This window comes from Micromonospora sp. CA-111912 (assembly GCF_050948415.1).
Taxonomy (GTDB): domain Bacteria; phylum Actinomycetota; class Actinomycetes; order Mycobacteriales; family Micromonosporaceae; genus Micromonospora.
In genome coordinates this window covers 1,658,051-1,673,786 of sequence record NZ_CP192007.1, presented here as the reverse complement: position 1 = coordinate 1,673,786, position 15,736 = coordinate 1,658,051, and the positions used below count along the sequence as shown (strand labels likewise).

The 15,736-nt window shown below is 74.6% G+C and carries 16 protein-coding genes; 7 read left to right on the top strand and 9 right to left on the bottom strand.

The features are described from left to right. Positions 1-35: 35 nt before the first annotated feature. The 7 genes from ACQPZO_RS07670 to rimP all read right to left on the bottom strand — a co-directional run bounded on the left by ACQPZO_RS07670 (position 36) and on the right by rimP (position 7,310). On the bottom strand, positions 36-1,076 hold the full coding sequence (locus ACQPZO_RS07670) for a DHH family phosphoesterase (RefSeq protein WP_433348300.1): 1,041 nt from the start codon (positions 1,074-1,076) through the stop codon (positions 36-38). Further along, complete coding sequence (gene rbfA / locus ACQPZO_RS07665; protein WP_433348298.1) at positions 1,073-1,564, bottom strand: 30S ribosome-binding factor RbfA; 492 nt, start codon at positions 1,562-1,564, stop codon at positions 1,073-1,075. Before rbfA ends, ACQPZO_RS07670 begins: the two co-directional genes overlap by 4 nt. Positions 1,565-1,703: 139 nt before the next feature. Beyond that, positions 1,704-2,000, bottom strand: a complete 297-nt coding sequence (locus ACQPZO_RS07660; protein ID WP_117666457.1) for a DUF503 domain-containing protein — start codon at positions 1,998-2,000, stop codon at positions 1,704-1,706. A 90-nt stretch (positions 2,001-2,090) separates the two neighbouring features. Next, on the bottom strand, positions 2,091-5,144 hold the full coding sequence (gene infB, locus ACQPZO_RS07655) for a translation initiation factor IF-2 (RefSeq protein ID WP_433348296.1): 3,054 nt from the start codon (positions 5,142-5,144) through the stop codon (positions 2,091-2,093). Between the two features lie 93 nt (positions 5,145-5,237). Next, positions 5,238-5,570: a YlxR family protein gene (locus ACQPZO_RS07650; RefSeq protein WP_350887882.1), complete on the bottom strand. Its 333-nt coding sequence runs from the start codon at positions 5,568-5,570 to the stop codon at positions 5,238-5,240. A 16-nt stretch (positions 5,571-5,586) separates the two neighbouring features. Further along, positions 5,587-6,630, bottom strand: coding sequence for a transcription termination factor NusA (gene nusA / locus ACQPZO_RS07645; RefSeq protein ID WP_433348293.1), 1,044 nt, complete (start codon positions 6,628-6,630; stop codon positions 5,587-5,589). After that, positions 6,627-7,310, bottom strand: a complete 684-nt coding sequence (gene rimP / locus ACQPZO_RS07640; RefSeq protein ID WP_433348291.1) for a ribosome maturation factor RimP — start codon at positions 7,308-7,310, stop codon at positions 6,627-6,629. Before rimP ends, nusA begins: the two co-directional genes overlap by 4 nt. Positions 7,311-7,537: 227 nt before the next feature. Here rimP and ACQPZO_RS07635 point away from each other — a divergent pair, with 227 nt between their 5' ends. The 7 genes from ACQPZO_RS07635 (at position 7,538) to ACQPZO_RS07605 (ending at position 14,092) form a co-directional block, all read left to right on the top strand. Beyond that, positions 7,538-7,990 (top strand): hypothetical protein, encoded by a 453-nt coding sequence (locus ACQPZO_RS07635; RefSeq protein ID WP_433350858.1) that lies wholly within the window; start codon positions 7,538-7,540, stop codon positions 7,988-7,990. Beyond that, entirely contained in the window at positions 7,987-8,436 is a 450-nt protein-coding gene (locus ACQPZO_RS07630) for a ferritin-like domain-containing protein (RefSeq protein ID WP_433348289.1), read from the top strand. The genes ACQPZO_RS07635 and ACQPZO_RS07630 overlap by 4 nt, the downstream gene beginning before the upstream one ends. Before the next feature lie 90 nt (positions 8,437-8,526). Then, positions 8,527-9,126, top strand: coding sequence for a PadR family transcriptional regulator (locus ACQPZO_RS07625; RefSeq protein WP_396674728.1), 600 nt, complete (start codon positions 8,527-8,529; stop codon positions 9,124-9,126). Then, entirely contained in the window at positions 9,123-9,890 is a 768-nt protein-coding gene (locus tag ACQPZO_RS07620; protein WP_433348287.1) for an ABC transporter ATP-binding protein, read from the top strand. Before ACQPZO_RS07625 ends, ACQPZO_RS07620 begins: the two co-directional genes overlap by 4 nt. Then, positions 9,887-12,712 carry an FtsX-like permease family protein gene (locus ACQPZO_RS07615; RefSeq protein ID WP_433348285.1) on the top strand — a complete coding sequence of 942 codons (2,826 nt, stop codon included), beginning with the start codon at positions 9,887-9,889 and terminating at the stop codon, positions 12,710-12,712. The genes ACQPZO_RS07620 and ACQPZO_RS07615 overlap by 4 nt, the downstream gene beginning before the upstream one ends. A 96-nt stretch (positions 12,713-12,808) precedes the next feature. Continuing rightward, positions 12,809-13,306 (top strand): nitroreductase family deazaflavin-dependent oxidoreductase, encoded by a 498-nt coding sequence (locus ACQPZO_RS07610; protein WP_433348283.1) that lies wholly within the window; start codon positions 12,809-12,811, stop codon positions 13,304-13,306. Between the two features lie 75 nt (positions 13,307-13,381). Then, entirely contained in the window at positions 13,382-14,092 is a 711-nt protein-coding gene (locus ACQPZO_RS07605; RefSeq protein ID WP_433348282.1) for a nucleotidyltransferase domain-containing protein, read from the top strand. Between the two features lie 37 nt (positions 14,093-14,129). Here ACQPZO_RS07605 and ACQPZO_RS07600 read toward each other — a convergent pair whose 3' ends face one another. Next, positions 14,130-14,843, bottom strand: a complete 714-nt coding sequence (locus tag ACQPZO_RS07600) for a VIT1/CCC1 transporter family protein (RefSeq protein WP_433348281.1) — start codon at positions 14,841-14,843, stop codon at positions 14,130-14,132. After that, on the bottom strand, positions 14,840-15,697 hold the full coding sequence (gene map / locus ACQPZO_RS07595) for a type I methionyl aminopeptidase (protein ID WP_433348280.1): 858 nt from the start codon (positions 15,695-15,697) through the stop codon (positions 14,840-14,842). Before map ends, ACQPZO_RS07600 begins: the two co-directional genes overlap by 4 nt. Between the last annotated feature and the right edge of the window lie 39 nt (positions 15,698-15,736).

Here is a 15,736-nt window from a genome sequence, read left to right as displayed (position 1 = left end):
CGGGAAGACCAACACCCCCCGGAGTCGTCCCTGATCTACGCCTCGATCAACGCCTTGTCCAGCTCGGTGCGGATGCCGGCCATCACGTCCTCGGCGGTGCCGCGACCGGTGAAGCCGGCCGCGAGCCGGTGGCCGCCGCCGCCGAGGGCGACCGCGACGTGGCTCACGTCCACCGCGCCCTTGCTGCGCATCGACACCGCCCACTCCGCCGCGCGGACCTGCTTGACCACGCAGCTCACGTCGGCCTCGGCGGTGCACCGCACCGAGTCGATCAGCGCCTCCAGCACATACGGTCGCTGGTCGTGCCGGGCCAGGTCGTCGAGCGTGGCGTACGTCCAGACGAGGCCGTGGCCACCGGCCGCCGCCGGCTCCAGGCGGGCCCGGCAGAGCACCTCGCCGAACAGCCGCACCGCACCGAAGGGTCGGGTGTCGAAGACCCGGCGGGAGATGTCGCCGGGCCGGATGCCGGTGGCCAGCAACCGGGCCGCCAGCTCGTGCACCGCCGGCGTGGTCGCCTCGAACCGGAACGACCCGGTGTCGGTGGTCAGCGCGACGTAGAGGCATTCGGCGATCGCGGCGTCCAGGGTCGCCCCGAGCCGGTTCAGCAGTTCCTCGGCCACCACCGAGGTGGCCGCCGCCCGGGGGTCGACCAGGTTGATCCCGCCGAACCGGGTGTTGGAGGCGTGGTGGTCGAGCACCAGCGCGGCCCCGGCGGTCTCCAGCCGGTCGACCAGGCCGCCGAGCCGCGACTCGCTCGCCGCGTCGAAGCAGACGACCAGCTCCGGCGCCGGGTCCGCGTCGACCTCCGGGACCAGCAGATCCAGCCCCGGCAGGGCACGGAACGGCTCGGGCACCTCCGGCGGGCCGGGGAAGGTCGCCTGCAACCGGCGTACGCCGAGCTGACGCAACCCCAGCCCGAAGCCGAGCATGCTGCCCAGCGCGTCCCCGTCGGGGTTGACGTGGCAGATCAGCAGGACCCGGGCGTCGTCCGGCAGGCGACGCACCGCCGCGACGGCGGCGGCCCAGTCGGCCTCGGCCGGGCCAGGCCCGGCGGGCCCGACGGTGGGCCCTGTCACGGCCGGTCCGCGCTGCGGGGGGTGTGCTCGTCGTCGGCCCCCTCGTCGGCGGAGTCCCCGTCCTCGTCCTCCTCGTCCACCCGGTACGGCTGGGCCTCGCCCGCGTACCGGGCGCCGGCGGCGAGGCGCTGCACCTCGGCGTCGGCGGTGCGGGCCTGGACCAGCAGGTCGTCGATCTGCTTGACCTGGTCCTGCACGTCGTCGAGGACGAAGGTCAGCGACGGCGAGTGGCGCAGCCCGAGAGCCTTGCCGACCGTGCTGCGCAGCATCCCCTTGGCGCTCTCCAGCGCCGCCGCCGTGCTGGACTGCTCCGCCGTGTCGCCGAGGACGGTGTAGAAGACCGTCGCTTCGCGCAGGTCGGCGGTGATCCGGGCGTCTGTGATAGTGATCATGCCGAGCCGGGGGTCCTTGATCTGGCTCCGCACCACCGACGCGACCAGTTCGCGAACCCGCTCCGCGTGCCGGCGTACCTTGGCCGGATCCGTCATCTTGCCCACCTCCACGGCGTCCCGCTCCCGGTCGGTCCGGGGGCGCGGTACGCCGCCGGAATCCGACCAGCCAACAATTCGAACACTACCTTCGCCGTCGGGTCGACCGCCGGGCACGGGCAGCACCGCCCGACGCCGGTCAGTCGTCGCCGTCGCCGTGCAGGTGGCGACGCACCGACAGCAGCTCGACCTCGGGACGGCCCGCGACGAGGCGCTCGCACGAGTCGAGCACCTCGCGCACGTGCGCGCCCTCCGCGGCCACCACGGCCACGGCAATCTCCGCCCGACCGTGCAGGTCGAGCGCTCCCACCTCGGCGGCCGACACCTCGAAGCGGCGCAGCGCCGCCACGATCGGCCGTACATATGATCTCTTGGCTTTGAGCGACCGGGAGTCGCCCGGCAGCAGCAGGTCGAAGACCGCGGTTCCGGTGAACATCGCCCCGGACGATACCCGCAGTGGCCCCCACATGATCAAGGGGTTTACGCCGTTGCGGGCGTAAACCCCTTGATCACTATGTCGAACGGGTCAGGGGCGCGGCTTCTCCCGCATCTCGAAGGTCTCGATGATGTCGCCGACCTGGACGTTGTTGTACCCGGCCAGGGTCAGACCACACTCGAAGCCCTCGCGGACCTCCGTCGCGTCATCCTTGAACCGCTTGAGCGAGCTGATGGTGAGGCTGTCCGCCACCACCTGCCCGTCCCGAAGCAGCCGCGCCTTGGCGTTGCGGCGCAGGATTCCGGACCGGACGATACAGCCGGAGATGTTGCCGACCTTGGACGAGCGGAAGACGTCGCGGATCTCCGCGCTGCCCAGCTCGACCTCCTCGTACTCCGGCTTGAGCAGCCCCTTGAGCGCGGCGTCGATCTCCTCGATGGCCTGGTAGATGACCGTGTAGTACCGGATCTCCACGCCCTCGCGGTCGGCGATCTCGCGGACCTTGTTGGCGGCCCGCACGTTGAAGCCGATGATCGTGACCGCCTCGGACGAGGCGCTCGCGAGCATGACGTCGCTCTCGGTGATCGCACCCACGCCCCGGTGGATGATCCTGAGCTGGACCTCCTCCGGGATGTCCAGGTTGAACAGGGCGTCCTCGAGGGCCTCCACGGAACCGGAGACGTCGCCCTTGAGCACCAGGTTGAGCGAGGTCTTCTCGCCCTCCTTGAGCTGCTCCATGAGCGTCTCGAGAGTGGCCCGGCCACGGGAGTTGGCGAAGGACGCCGCCCGCCGCCGCGCCTGCCGCTGCTCGGCGATCTGACGCACCGTGCGGTCGTCCGCCGCGGCGAGGAAGGTGTCGCCCGCCCCGGGGACCGCGGTGAGACCGAGCACCAGCACCGGACGGGCCGGACCCGCCTCGGCGACCTGGTTGCCGTTCTCGTCGAGCATCGCCCGGACCCGGCCGTGCGCCCCGCCGGCGACGATGGAGTCGCCCGCCCGCAGGGTGCCCTTCTGCACCAGCACCGTCGCCACCGCACCGCGGCCCTTGTCCAGGTGCGCCTCGATGGCCACACCCTGCGCCGGCCCGTCGATCGGAGCGGTCAGCTCCAGCGACGCGTCGGCGGTGAGCAGGACGGCCTCGAGGAGCTCCTCGATGCCGATGCCCGGCTTCGCGGCCACGTTGACGAACATCGTCTCGCCGCCGTACTCCTCGGCGACCAGGCCGTACTCGGTCAGCTGCTGGCGGACCTTGTCCGGGTTGGCGTCCGGCTTGTCGATCTTGTTGACCGCGACCACGATCGGCACGTCCGCCGCCTTGGCGTGGTTCAACGCCTCGATCGTCTGCGGCATCACGCCGTCGTCGGCCGCGACCACCAGCACCACGATGTCGGTGACCTGGGCACCACGGGCACGCATGGCGGTGAACGCCTCGTGGCCCGGGGTGTCGATGAAGGTCACCGCCCGGTCCACGCCCTCGTGCGGGACGTGCACCTGGTAGGCACCGATGTGCTGGGTGATGCCACCCGCCTCGCCGGCCACGACGTTCGCCTTGCGGATCGCGTCGAGCAGCTTGGTCTTACCGTGGTCGACGTGGCCCATGACGGTCACGACCGGCGCACGGCTGACCAGGCGGTCCTCCGCGACCTCGGCGTCGAGGTCGATGTTGAACTGCGCGAGCAGCTCGCGGTCCTCGTCCTCCGGGCTGACGATCTGCACGTCGAAGCCGAGGTGCTCACCCAGCAGCAGCAGGGTCTCGTCGGAGCACGACTGGGTCGCCGTGACCATCTCGCCCAGGTTGAACATCTCCTGGACCAGCGAACCCGGGTTGGCGTTGATCCTGTCGGCGAAGTCCGACAGCGAGGCGCCACGGGAGAGCCTGACGGCCTGACCCTGACCCCGGGGAGCACCCGAGCTCATGGTCGGGGCCGACAGGTTGTCGAACTCCTGTCTGCGCTGCTTCTTGGACTTGCGGCCACGGGTCGGCCTGCCGCCCGGACGCCCGAAGGCACCCGCGGCACCGCCGCCACGGCCACGGCCGCCACCACCCGGACGACCGCCGCCACCGGCCGGTGCACCCGGGCGGAAACCGCCGCCGGGAGCACCGCCGCCACCACCGGGACCGCCACGGTAGCCACCGCCACCGGCACCGGCACCGCCGCCACCGGGACCGCCGCGGAAGCCACCGCCACCGCCGCCGCCACCGGGACCGCCGCGGAAGCCACCGCCACCGGCACCGCCGCCGGGACGACCCGCGCCACCGCCGCCACCGGGACGACCCGCGCCGGGGCCGCCACCTGGACGACCGGGGCGCTGGCTCGGCATGGAGGCCGGGCTGGGCCGGGGCGGCATGGAGGCCGGACTCGGCCGGGGCGGCATCCCCGCCGGGCTCGGGCGGGGACCGCCACCACCGGCGGCCGGGGGCCGCTGCTGACCGCCCTGGATACCGAACGGGTTGTTACCGGCGCTGCGCGCCGGCGGACGACCGCCCGGACGGGCACCCGGGCCCGGGGCCGGCGCACCGGGGCGACCGGCGGCCGGGGAACCCGGCCGGGGCGGCATCGCACCCGGACCCGTGTTCGGACCCGCACCCGGACCCGTGTTCGGGCGCGGGCCGGGACGGGGACCACCCTCGGTGGGTGGCTCCCGACGGACGTTCTCTCGCTGCTGCTGCCGGGCGGCCTGGGCGGCCTTGACCGCGGCCTCCTGCTCGGCCTTCAGCGCGGCGGCACGCGCCTCGGCGGCCGCCACCTCGATGTCGTGGGCACTCGCCGGCTTGGCGACCGGGGCCACCGGCTGCGACAGGCCGGGAACTGGCCCCTTGGGCTTCGGGCCGGGGGTCGGCGGACCGGGCCGCCGCGGCGGCATCGGCTTCGCCGCGACCCGGGGGGCACCCGGGGACGGGGATGGGGACGGGGACGGAGTCGGGGTCGACGTCGCACTCGGGGCAGCCGCCGGAGGGGCGGACGGCGCCGGCGAACCGGCGGAGGCGACAAATGCGTTACGCAGCCGCCGGGCGACGGGCGCCTCGACGGTGCTGGACGCGGACTTCACGAACTCGCCCATTTCCTTCAACTTGGCGAGAACGGTCTTGCTTTCGACCCCGAGCTCCTTAGCAAGCTCGTGTACGCGGGCCTTACCTGCCACTGCACTCCTCACTCCGAGGTCGTGCGGGCAGCACCCGCAGCAACCTCACTCGTGCACTTGAAGCCTGGTCATTTCAGGGACTTCATCGTGTGCTCATGTCGGTCGTCCTACCTTGCTAGCGACCCTCGCCCGGTCGGGATGACCTGACGTAGTGGTTGGCGCATCGAGATGCTCGGCCAGCTCACCGTGATCGACGACCCCGGTGACCCGCAGCGCACGCCCGAAGGCACGCCGCCGCACCGCCAGCGCGAAGCAGGCCGGATCCGGGTGCATGTTCGCTCCCCGACCCGGCAGCCTGCGAGCCGGATCGGGACGGAGGCTGTGACCAGCCTCGTTGCCGACCGCGACCATTCGCAGCAATTCGTTGGCCGGCGCACGTCGCCGGCAACCCACACAGGTGCGCTCCGGCAGCGCATGTCGTACCACCGGAAGAAGTCTACCCCTAGCTGCCCGAGATCGCTCCGCCCGGCTCCCTGACGTGATCAGCCCCGCCCCGCGCGGACGTGCTGGCCTGCTCCGCATCCGACCGGATGTCGATTCGCCAACCGGTCATCCGGGCAGCAAGACGGGCGTTCTGCCCCTCCCGGCCGATCGCCAGCGAGAGCTGGAAGTCCGGCACGGTCACCCGGGCCGTGCGGGTGGCCAGGTCGACCACCTCGACCCGCAGCGCCTTGGCCGGCGACAGCGCGTTGCCGACGAAGGTGGCCGGGTCGTCCGACCAGTCGATGATGTCGATCTTCTCACCGTGCAGCTCGCTCATCACCGCGCGGACGCGCTGGCCCATCGGGCCGATGCAGGCGCCCTTGGCGTTCACGCCCGGCGTGGTGGAACGCACCGCGATCTTCGTGCGGTAGCCGGCCTCGCGGGCGATGGCGCCGATCTCCACGGTGCCGTCGGCGATCTCCGGGACCTCCAGCGCGAACAGCTTCTTCACCAGCGCCGGGTGGGACCGGGAGAGGGTGATCTGCGGGCCGCGCATCCCCTTGGCGACGTGCACCACGACGCAGCGGATCCGCTCGCCGTGCGTGTACCGCTCGCCGGGGACCTGCTCGGACTGCGGCAGCACGCCCTCCAGCTTGCCGAGGTCGACGCTGACGATGCCCTTCTCGGACCGCGCCTCGTGCGCCTGCACCACGCCGGTGACCAGGTCACCGTCGCGGCCGACGTACTCGCCGAAGTGCACCTCGTCGGTGGCCTCCCGCAACCGCTGGAGGATCACCTGCTTGGCGGTCATGGCCGCGATCCGGCCGAAGTCGTGCGGGGTGTCGTCCCACTCCCGCACCACACTGCCGTCCTCGTCCGTCTCCTGGGCGTAGACCAGGGCCCCGCCGGACTTCCGGTCGATCTCCACCCGGGCGTGCGATTCGGCCCCGTCGGTGTGCCGGTAGGCGGTCAGCAGCGCGGTCTCGATCGCCGCGAGGATCGTGTCGAACGGGATCTCCCGCTCGCGCTCGAGTGCGCGCAGCGCCGCGAGGTCGATGTTCACCTCTCCTCGTCCTCCACATCATCTTCGTCGTCGATGTCGTCAATGTCCTCGTTGTCGCCGAGCTCGTCGTCGCCCACCTCGTCGAGGCGGTTGAACTCGACCTGAACCCGGCCGGGGCCGAGCTCGGCATGGCGGAACTCCGCGCGGCCCGAATCGGTCTCCAGCACCACGCGCTCGTCGTCGGCCTCGACCACCCGGCCGGTGACCTGGCGGTCGCCGCCGGACTGCTCGGGCAGCGTGCCCCGGGCGGTCACCTTCACCAGCCGGCCGACGTTACGCCGCCAGTGCCGGGGCAGGGTGAGCGGGCGGTCCACCCCGGGGGAGCTGACCTCCAGCTGGTACTCGCCGGCCAGGATGTCGCCGCCGGCCTCCTCGGCCGCGTCGAGCGCGGCGGAGACGGCCCGGGAGACGTCCGCCACCGCGTCCAGGCTGATCCCGCCGTCGGCGTCCACGATCACCCGCACCACGTGCCGGCGGCCGGCCGGGGAGACGGAGAGGTCCTCCAGGTCGCACCCGACCTCGTTGACGACCGGCTCGATCACCGCGCGCAACCGGGCTCGCCGGGCCGCGAGGTCGCCCCGGGGAGGGCTGCCGACGCGGTCACCGCTCCGGGGGCCGTCGGCGCGCCGGGGTCTCCCCGTCGGTCCCGTCGACCTGGTGGCACGGCCACGCTGCGTCATCTGGCGCACCCTCTCGTGATCGACGGTGCCCGGTCGGGCACCATGCCGGCGCACCACCGGAGCGAAGCGCCGGTGGTGCGCAGAGCGTAACGCGCCCACCGCGCGGCGGGCCGGGCGGCGCACCGACGCCGGTCGCCCACGTCCGTGCTCGAATGGTGTTGACTTGCCCGGTGGCGAAGGGCAGAACGACACGGCACGACCCGGCACAGGGACATTCCCGGCGAAAGCTGCTGCGGGTCGGCGCGCTGCTGACACTCGGTGGTGCCGTCGCACCGCTGACCGGCTGTGATCTTTTCGACGGCGACGAGCCGGACCCGGCCCCCGACCCGCTCGAACCCCTCGCCGCCGAGGCGCGCGAGCTGGCCGCCCGGCACCGCGCCGCGCTGGCCGCCGACCCCGGCCTGGCCAAGAGGCTCACCCCGATCGCCGAGGCACACGAGGCACACGCCGCCGAACTGGCGAAGCTGTTCGGCCGCCCGGCGTCCGCGTCCCCGGGCGCGCCGTCGGCCGGGGCCAGCGCCGGCGGCGACCGGACGGCCACGCTCGCCGGCCTGCGTCAGGCGGAGCAGAACGGGCGCGAGTCGGCCGCGAAGCTCTGCGCCGGGGCGCCGGCCGAGCGGGCCGCGCTGCTCGGCTCGATCGCCGCCGCCCGGGCCACCCACGTGGAGGCGCTGAAGTGATCCGTCGACAGACACCGTCCGGGCCGGCCCAGGCGCTGGCCGACGCGCTCGCCGCCGAGTACGCCGCGGTCTACGCGTACGCGCCGATCGGGGTCCGGCTCACCGACGCCGCCCGCACGGCCGCCCGCAAGGCCGAGGGGGCGCACCGGGCCCGGCGCGACGCGCTGGTGCTCCAGCTCAGCGCGGCCGGCGACCCGGTCCCCGCCGACAAGGCCGGGTACGCGCTGCCCTTCCCGGTCACCGACGCGGCCAGCGCGCTGCGGCTGGCGGTCGAGGTGGAGGAGCGCACCGCCGCGTTCTGGCGGGCGGCGCTGCCGCACACCACCGGCGCGGACCGCAATCGGGCCCTCGCGGCGCTGACCGACTGCGCGGTGCGGGCCACCCGCTGGCGACGCACCGCAGGGGTGACTCCGGTCACCGTCGCGTTCCCCGGTCGGCCCGACTGACCGGCCCCGGAGCGGTTCGCCGCTCGCCGGGCAGCCGCCGCCCGCCGCCCCCGGTTGCGGGTGGCATACCAGGTATGCATACTCCGGACCATGTCCATCCGTCACGGCCTGCTCGCGCTGCTCGAACGCGGCCAGATGTACGGCTACCAGCTCCGGGCCGCGTTCGAGGAGTCGACCGGCTCGACGTGGCCGCTGAACATCGGGCAGGTCTACACCACCCTGTCCCGGCTGGAACGGGACGGGCTGGTGCGCCCGCTGCCGGAGCACGAGGGCGGGCAGCGGCCGTACGAGATCACCGACGCCGGGCGGGCGGACCTGGCGCTGTGGTTCGCGACCCCGCTCAGCCGGACCGACCGCCCCCGCGACGAACTGGCCATCAAGCTGGCCCTCGCGCTGACCACCCCGGGCGTGGACGTGCGATCGGTGGTGCAGACCCAACGCACCGCCACCATGCGGACCCTGCAGGAGTTGACCCGGTTGAAGTACGCCAGCGACCGCCCCGAGGACCTGCCCTGGCGGCTGGTGCTGGACGCGATGGTGTTCCAGGCCGAGGCGGAGGTCCGCTGGCTGGACCACTGCGAGACGAGCCTCGTGCGGTACCGGCCGGCACCGCGGCCCGACGGCCGGGCGGGGGAGGTCGGTCGGCCGACGGACGCGGCTGGTCGGGACGGCGAGGAGGCACGGCGGTGAGCGGACCGGACGACGCGCCGGGGACCGGCCCCACCGCGCCCGGAGCGGCGGTGCTCGACCTGCGCGACGTCCACCGCACCCACGGCAGCGGCGAGGCCACCGTGCACGCCCTACGCGGGGTCAACCTCACCGTCGGCACCGGCGAGTTGGTCGCGGTGATGGGGCCCTCCGGCTCCGGCAAGTCCACCCTGCTCGCCCTGGCCGGCGGGCTCGACGGGCCGACCGCGGGCGAGATCCTCGTCGAGGGGCAGCCGTTGGGCGCGCTCGACCGCCGCGCGCTGGCCCGGGTGCGCCGCCGGCGGATCGGCTACATCTTCCAGAACCTCAACCTGCTGGGCAGCCTCACCGCCGCCGAGAACGTCGCGCTCCCCCTCGAACTGGACGGCGTCGGCGTACGCCAGGCGCGGCGGGCTGCCCGGGTCGCGCTCGACGAGGTGGGGCTGACCGAGCTGGGCGGGCGCTTCCCGGACCAGTTGTCCGGCGGGCAGCAGCAGCGGGTGGCCATCGCCCGGGCCCTGGTCGGCGAGCGTCGGCTCGTCCTCGCCGACGAGCCGACCGGCGCGCTCGACTCGCAGACCGGCGAGGCGGTGCTGCGCCTGCTGCGCCGCCGGGTCGACGCGGGTGCCGCCGCCGTGCTGGTCACCCACGAGGCCCGGCACGCCGCCTGGGCCGACCGGGTGGTGTTCCTGCGCGACGGGGTCATGGTGGACTCGACGGCGCCGCTGGGCGGCGTCGAGCAGCTCCTGGCCGGCAGCGGTCGGTGAGCCCGAAGCGGGCAACCATCGTCCCGTCGCGGCGGGACCGACGCCCGGCCGACGTGCCGCCGCCGGCCCCGGCGGGCGAGATCGACGGCGGTCCCCGGCAGCGGCGGATCGTGGCGGCGCTGCGCTCCTGGCGGACTGCGCTGCGCATCGCGCGGCGGGAGGCCGGGCGGGCCCGGGGTCGCACCGCGCTGGTGCTCGCGATGATCACCCTGCCCGTGCTGGCGCTGACCTTCGCCGCCGTCAGCTACGACATGTCCCAGCTGACCCGGGCCGAGCGGATCGACCGTCAGCTCGGCACCGCCGACGCGGAGCTGCACTGGCTGGCGGACGGCCCGCTGGTGCAGGACGCCTGGGGCGACACCAGCCATCCTCGCGAGGGCATCCGGCACCGGAGCCGGCCGGTCACCGCCGCCGAACTGACCGCCCAGCTCCCGGCCGGCAGCCGGGTCCGCGAGGTGCAGTGGTGGGTGACGTTCGAGGCGCGCGTCGGCAACCGGCGCGAGCCGTTCGACGGCCGGCAGCTCGACCTCACCGACCCGCTGCTGCGCGGGCAGGCCCGACAGCTCGCCGGCCGCCCGCCGACGGCCGCCGACGAGATCGGGCTGAACCGGGCGGCGCTGCGCCGGCTGCACGTCCGGCCCGGCGACAGGGTCACCCCGGCCGACGGCTCGGGCGACCGGACCGTGGTCGGGGTGGTGGAGTTCCCCGACAGCCTGGGCCCCATGGTGACCCTGCCACCGACGGCCCCCACGCCGGTCGAGTCGCAGGGCGAGACGAGGTGGCTCGCCGACCTGCCGGACGGCGTCGACCCCGGCCTGACCGACCGGCTCAACGCGCGCGGGATCACGGTGGTCGCCCGTACCCCGGCGCCCCATCCCGGCGTCGACGCCGGGATGCTCACCGCTTCGGTGAGCGCCGAGGACGCCAGCAACGCGGTGCTGATCGGCGGCCTCGGCCTGCTGGAGGTCGTGCTCCTGGTGGGGCCGGCGTTCGCCGTCGGGGTGCGCCGCCGGCGCCGGGATCTCGCCCTGGTCGCCGTGGCCGGCGGGGACGCCGCCCACCTGCGCCGCATCGTGCTGGCCGACGGGGTGGTGCTGGGCTGCGCCGGGGCCGCCGCCGGGCTGGCGCTGGGCGTCGTCGCCGCGATCGCCGCCCGGCCCCTGACGGAGGAGTACCTCTTCCAGGAGCGCTTCGGGGCGTACCGGATCTTTCCGGCCGCGCTGGCGGCGATCGCCACGGTCGCGGTGCTGGCCGGGGTGCTCGCGGCGCTGGCGCCGGCCTGGACCGCCGCCCGCCAGGACGTGGTGGCCGGGCTGGCGGGCCGGCGCACCTCGCCCCCGCACCGGCGGCGCTGGCCGCTGCTCGGGGCGGCGCTGACCGTCGGCGGCGCGGCGGTGGCCGCGCTGGGCGCCGCCCGCAGCGTCACGCCGGTGCTCTTCGCCGGCCTGGTCCTCGGCGAGCTGGGGCTGGTCTTCGCCACCCCGACGCTGGTCGGGTTGCTCGCCCGGGCCGGCCGGTGGCTGCCACTGGCCCCCCGCGTCGCGCTGCGGGACGCGAGCCGCAACCGCGCCTCGGCCGCCCCGGCCATCTCGGCGGTGATGGCCGCGGTCGCCGGCAGCGTCGCCCTCGGCGTGTACGTGGCCAGCGACGACGCGCGGACGACGGCCACCTACCGGCCGGGCCTGCCGTACGGCCACGTCCTGGTCGTCGGCTCCGACGCCGCGACCGGGCCGCTGCCGCCGGTGGCCCGGGTCGCCGAGGTAGCGGCCGCCGAGCTGCCGCCCAGCGGGGTGACCCGGATCGACACCCCGGCCTGCACCGCGCCCGCCACCCCCGCCACCACCACCGTGGAGGACTGGTGCGAGGTCCAGGCGGAGCTGCCACCCGGACAGATCTGCCCGTACGAGACGGGGCAGCTCCAGGACGCCGCCGAACGGCTGCGCCTCCGGGCCGACCCACGCTGCGTCGAGTGGTTCTCGGGCGGATACAACGGCTACTCGCTGTCGTCGGTGGTGGACGATGGCGACGCGTTGGCCGCGCTCACCGGCGCCGCCCCGCAGGAGATCACCGCCGCCCGCCGGGTGCTGCGGGCCGGCGGCGCAGTGGTGACCGACCCGCGCTACGTCCTCGACGGCCGGGTCACCCTGACTGCGACGCGGACACGCGACGAACCGCAGTCGACGGAGACCATCCGGGCCACCGTGCCCGGGTACGTGCTGCGCGGCGAGACCGGGGTGGACCAGCTCGTGCTGTCCCACGCCGCCGCCGCCCGGGTCGGGCTCGCCGCGCACCAGGTCGGCTATGTCCTGGCCACCGACGCGGTGCCGACCCCCGACCAGCAGGACCGCTTCGACGCCGAGCTGCGGCACCTCGCCCCGCTGCGGGTGGTTGTCGAGCGCGGACGCCCCGACACCGACCAGCGGCCGATCCTGCTGCTGCTGGCCATCGTCTCCGGCCTGATCACCGTCGGCGCGGCGGCCGTCGCCACCGGCCTCGCCGCGGCCGAGGGACGGGCCGACCTGTCCACCCTGGCGGCAGTGGGCGCCAGCCCCCGGGTACGCCGGGTGCTGTCGCTCTGCCAGGCAGGGGTGATCGCCGGGCTCGGCTCGGCCCTGGGCATCGCGGCCGGGCTGGGCACCGCCGTGATCATCCTGGCCGCCACGAACCGCCGGTACGCCGACGCCTGGCCGGTGGAGGAGCCGTACCCGGTCGTGGTGCCCTGGCTCACCCTGGGGGTGCTGGTGGTGGTGCCGCTGGTGGCGATGCTCGGCGCGGGCCTGTTCACCCGGTCCCGGCTGGCCGTCGAGCGCCGCCTCGACTGACGGCCGGGACGGCGTTCGGACTGACGGCCGGGACGTTCCCGCGCCCAGCTCGGGCCTGGGGGTGCCGCCCCGGGCCGGGGGCGGCAGACTGGTCGCGTGTCCGCTCTCGGAACCCTCACCCGTCGCTTCGGCCACCACCGCTGGTTCGGCACGGCGGCCCGGCTGCTCGTCCCCGCCGACCGGGTGATCGGCCGGCTCACCCGGGGCCGGGTGGTCGCGCTCGGCCTGATCCCCTCGCTCGTCATCACCACCACCGGCCGCCGCTCCGGCCTGCCGCGCAGCAACCCCCTGCTGTACGTCCCCGACGGCGACGCCTACGTGGTGATCGGCTCCAACTGGGGGCAGCAGCACCAGCCCGGCTGGGCGATGAACCTGCTCACGCACCCCGAGGCGGAGGTGGACGTCAAGGGCCGGCGGGTGGCGGTCCGGGCCGAGGCGGCCAGTGGCGCGGAACGCGACCGGCTCTGGACGCTGCTGGTCACCGAGTGGCCGGCGTACCAGACGTACGTCGAGCGGGCCGGCGGGCGGGAGATCCGCATCTTCCGGCTGGTGCCGGCCGGGCGCGGCGGTCCGGGCGGCGTCGGCGACCGGTGACTAGGGTGGAGCCGGCGTCCCGGCGGCCCTCCCGGCGGCCGGTCCGGCGGGCAGTCGGCGAGGCAGAGGTGGTTCGTGGACCCGTACCAGGACGATCCCCGATGGTCGGTGGCGGAACGGGTCGCGGACGCGGCGAGGCGGCGCTTCCCGGCCGACGTCCTCGCGGTCGCGGTGCACGGCCCGCTGGCCCACGGTGACGACGACGGCGGTGGGGACGGCGAGGTCGGGCTGCTGATCGCCACGTACCGGGCCGGCGTGGGCCCGGCCCCGGCGACCCGCCGGGTGGACGGCGTGCTGGTCGACCTGAGCGTCGCCGCCGCCGACGAGCATCTCCGCCGGGCTCGGGCGATCACCGCGCTGTGGCCGCTCACCGCGGACCGGTACGTCACCACCCGGCCGGTGCACGACCCGACCGGCTGGCTGCCGGCACTGCGCGACGAGCACCTGGCCCGGCTGGCCCGGGCCAGGCCGGCGGAGTTCACCGAACCCGCCCGGCAGGCGTGGTACCGGGGCTGCGCCGCGCACTCCCGGGCCGCCCGGCTCGCCGGGTGGTACGAGACGGACCAGGCGCTGCTGATGCTCGGCGAGGCCCGGCTGGCCGCGGCCACCGTGAACGGGCTGCTCAGCCGCACCTACTTCCGCGACCCGGGGGACGCGATCCGGCGTACCGGCCTGGCCGGGGCGGACATGACCGAGGTCGGCGCGATGCTGGCCCGGCAGGCCGAGGAGCTGACCGCCCGGGGCCAGCCCGTCGACGGCACCATCGACGACCTGTTCGCCGGCTGACCCGCGCCCTCGGGCCGCCCGCGCGGGTGGGAGCGGCCTACAGGCCGCCCTGGATGCCGATCAGGGTGCCGATGAAGTACGTCGCGCCGGCCGCCGCCGCGCCGAGCAGGAGCTGCCGCAGGCCGCTGGACCACCAGGGGCGCCTGGTGAACCGGGCCACGACCGCCCCGGCCACGAACAGCCCGAGCCCGCCGACGGCCAGCGCCAACCACAGGCTGGTCGCGCCGAACAGGTACGTCAGCAGCGGGACCAGCGCCCCGACCGAGAAGAACAGGAACGACGAGATCGCCGCCGTCCACGGGCTCGGCTGTTCGTCCGGGTCGACGCCCAACTCCTCCCGGACGTGCACCCGCAGCGCCTCCTCCGGGTTGCGCCGCACCGCCTCGGCGACCTGCGTGGCCAGGTCGCGGGACAGGCCCCGGGCCACCCACGCGTCGGCCAGCTCGCGGGCCTCCGCCTCCGGGTGCCGCTCCAGCTCCCGGCGTTCCTTGGCCACCTCGGCCGCCACCTGCTCGTTGGCCGACCGGACGCTGGTGTACTCGCCGAGGCCCATCGAGATGGCACCGGCGACCAGGCCGGCCGCGCCGGTGAGCACGATGCTGCGCGGCGACACCCCGCCACCGCCGACGCCCGCGATCAGGGCGATGTTGGTGACCAGGCCGTCCATCGCGCCGAAGACGGCCGGCCGCAGCCAGCCGCCGGACACGTCCGCGTGGTGCGCCTCGCGCAGCGCCGCGGGGGTCTCGGTCACGGCAGGGTCAGGATCTCGTGACCGTCCTCCGTCACGAGGATGGTGTGCTCGAACTGGGCCGTCCACCTGCGGTCCTTGGTGACCACCGTCCAGCCGTCGTCCCACATGTCGTACTGGTAGGTGCCGAGGGTGATCATCGGCTCGATGGTGAAGGTCATCCCCGGCTCCATCACGTCCGTGGGGCGGGGGCTGTCGTAGTGCGGCACGTAGAGCCCGCTGTGGAAGGACTCGCCGATGCCGTGGCCGGTGAAGTCGCGGACCACGCCGTAGCCGAACCGCTTGGCGTACGACTCGATGACCCGGCCGATCACGTTGATCTGCCGGCCCGGGACGACCGCCTTGATCCCCCGCATCATCGCCTCGTGGGTCCGCTCGACCAGCAGCCGGGCCTCCTCGCTGACCTCCCCCACGCAGAAGGTCGCGTCGGTGTCGCCGTGCACCCCGTCGAGGTACGCGGTGACGTCGACGTTGATGATGTCGCCGTCGGCCAGGATCGTCGAGTCCGGGATGCCGTGGCAGATCACCTCGTTGAGGCTGGTGCAGCAGGACTTCGGGAAGCCCTTGTAGCCGAGCGTCGACGGGTAGGCCCCGTGGTCGCAGAGGAACTCGTGCACCACCCGGTCGATCTCGTCGGTGGTGACGCCGGGCTTGCAGTGCTCCCCGGCGAGCTGGGTGGCCTGGGCGGCGAGCCGGCTGGCGACCCGCATCTTCTCGATGGTCTCCGGGGTCTGCACGTGCGAGCCGCGCCACTCCTGGGGGCGCTTCTTGCCCACGTACTCAGGTCGGACGATGTGACCCGGCACCGGTCGCATCGGGGAGAGAGTGCCGGGGGTCAGCGGCGCACGGACGGTCATGGCGCAAGCCTATCGCCGGCCCGACTCGCGGCCCGTCGG